This window comes from Delftia sp. ZNC0008 (genome assembly GCF_000799035.1).
In the GTDB taxonomy this organism is placed as follows: Bacteria; Pseudomonadota; Gammaproteobacteria; order Burkholderiales; family Burkholderiaceae_C; genus Comamonas; species Comamonas tsuruhatensis.
This window is the reverse complement of sequence record NZ_JTKZ01000013.1, coordinates 1-2,550: the sequence shown is the minus strand read 5'-3', so window position 1 is coordinate 2,550 and position 2,550 is coordinate 1. Positions and strand designations below refer to the sequence as shown.

Below are 2,550 nucleotides of genomic sequence, written 5' to 3'. Positions count from 1 at the left end.
CCGCGTTAGGCCGTTGCCGGCCCTTGCCCTGGCAAGGGCGTTCTCAGGCCTTGGCCACGGCGGCCTCGGAAGGCAGGGCCTGCACAGGCTCTCCGTCCAGGGCGGCGTTGAGCTTGCTGTAGTCCAGCTCGTTTTCCCAGCGCGAGACCACCACGGTGGCCACGGCGTTGCCCATGAAGTTGGTCAGCGAGCGGCACTCGCTCATGAAGCGGTCCACGCCCAGGATCAGGGCCATGCCCGCCACCGGCACCTCGGGCACCACGGCCAGCGTGGCGGCCAGCGTGATGAAGCCCGCGCCGGTCACGCCGGCAGCGCCCTTGGAGCTGAGCATGGCCACCAGCAGCAGCGCGATCTCGTGGCCCAGGGTCAGGTGGGTGTTGGTGGCCTGGGCGATGAACAGCGCGGCCAGCGTCATGTAGATGTTGGTGCCGTCCAGGTTGAAGGAGTAGCCCGTGGGAACGACCAGGCCCACGACGGACTTGCCGCAGCCGGCGCGCTCCATCTTCTGCATCAGCGAAGGCAGGGCCGATTCCGAGGACGAGGTGCCCAGCACCAGCAGCAGCTCGGCCTTCAGGTAGCGTGCCAGCTTGAGCACCGAGAAGCCGCACAGCCGCGCCACGAAGCCCAGCACCACGACCACGAAGAGCAGCGAGGTGATGTAGAACGAGCCCACCAGCCAGGCCAGGTTGACCAGCGAACCCAGGCCGAACTTGCCGATGGTGAAGGCGATGGCGCCGAAGGCGCCCAGCGGCGCAGCCTTCATCAGGATGCCGACCAGCTTGAACACGGGGGCCGTCAGCGCCTCCAGGAAGTTGAGCACGGGCTTGCCGGCGTCGCCGACCATGGCCAGCGAGATGCCGAACAGCACGGCCACGAACAGCACCTGCAGGATGTTGTCGCCCACGAAGGGGCTGACCAGCGTCTTGGGGATGATGTCCATGGCAAAGCCGGTGAGCGTCAGCTCATGCGACTTGGCCACATAGCCCTTGACGGCGGCCTGGTCCAGGTCGGCCGGGTTGATGTTCATGCCCGCGCCAGGCTGCACCACGTGCGCCACCACCATGCCGACCACCAGGGCCAGCGTGGAGAAGAACAGGAAGTAGGCCATGGCCTTGAGGAACACCCGGCCCACCGTGCGCAGGTGCGTCATGCCCGCAATGCCGGTGACGATGGTCAGGAAGATCACCGGCGCGATGATCATCTTCACCAGCTTGATGAAGGCGTCGCCCAGCGGCTTGAACTGCTCGGCGTACTGGGGCTCGAAGTGGCCGAGCAGCACGCCCGCCACGATGGCGACCACCACCTGGAAATACAGCTGGCGGTAGAAGGGCAGCCGCTCGGGGCTGGCGGCGTGGGTGGGGACGGCATGCATGGTGCGGCTCCGGCAGGATTTCTGTGGGGTTGACGCACCACCGAGGTGCGGCAAGTTGCGGGAAGGTGCAGGTTGTACCGCTGGCATCCTCCGGCGCCGATAACCTATTGGTATTAGGCGCAGGCGCTCTCCCAGGGAGAATGGACGCAGAATCAGGGTAATCCCCAACCCCTTCCCGTCCCTGGAAGGCACCAAGCTGGCGCCCAATCGGGCCCAGACCACCATGCCCCAACCCGTTCGACGCCCTTCACGCCGCTCCTTCTGGACCCTGCTGCTGCTGTTCGGCGGCATGCTCGCCTGCATGCTGCTGGCCGGGGAGCTGGTCTACCACCGCGCCCTGCGCGGCGAGGCCGAAAGCGTGCAGCGCCAGCTCAGCCTCTACGCCCAGGCCCTGGGCCAGCGCATAGACCGCTACCGAACCCTGCCCGAGGTGCTGGCGCTGGATGCGCAGTTGCGCGCCGCCCTCACCCACCCGCTGTCCGCCGCCGAGGTCGATGCCCTGAACCGCAAGCTGGAGCAGGCCAACGGCGCCAGCCAGTCGTCCACGCTGACCCTGATCGACCGCCACGGCACGGCCCTGGCCGCCAGCAACTGGCGCGAGACGCGCAGCAACGTGGGCGTGGACTACAGCTTCAGGCCCTATGTGCAGCAGGCGCTGTCGCGCGGCAGCGGGCGGTTCTACGGCATTGGCCTGACCACGGGCCTGCCGGGCTACTTCCTGTCGCAGGCCATCCTGGACGAGCACAACGCCGTCGCGGGCCTGGTGGTGATCAAGATCGCGCTGCTGGAGCTGGAGCGCGAATGGCTGCAGACGCCTGACGTGGTCATGGCCTCGGACGAGCACGGCGTGGTCTTCCTGGCCAGCCAGCCCGGCTGGCGCTACCGCCTGCTGTCACCCCTGAGCCCCGCCGACGAGGCGGACCTGACCGCCACGCGCCAGTACATCGACCAGGAACTGCACCCCATGCGCTACCGGGTGCGCCAGGGCCTGGAGCAAGGCAGCCGCCTGGTGCAGATGCAGGAACCCGCCCTGCCCGGCACCACGCTGTGGCAGACCCTGCCCCTGCCCGGCAGCGACTGGCAGTTGCACCTGCTGCATGACACGCAGGCCAGCACCGTGGCCAGCCGCTGGGCGGCGGCGGCCGCGGCGGGGGGCTGGCTGGCCCTGGGCATGCTGG

Annotated in this window: 2 protein-coding genes; one reads left to right on the top strand and one right to left on the bottom strand. The window is 68.4% G+C overall.

Going from position 1 to position 2,550, the window contains the following annotated elements; translation table 11 throughout:
• Nucleotides 1-43: 43 nt before the first annotated feature.
• Nucleotides 44-1,372 (bottom strand): dicarboxylate/amino acid:cation symporter, encoded by a 1,329-nt coding sequence (locus L995_RS00290; RefSeq protein ID WP_043791482.1) that lies wholly within the window; start codon nt 1,370-1,372, stop codon nt 44-46.
• A 223-nt stretch (nt 1,373-1,595) separates the two neighbouring features.
• Here L995_RS00290 and L995_RS00285 point away from each other — a divergent pair.
• A partial coding sequence (locus L995_RS00285; RefSeq protein WP_047468029.1) for a cache domain-containing protein occupies nt 1,596-2,550 on the top strand: 955 nt, incomplete at its 3' end.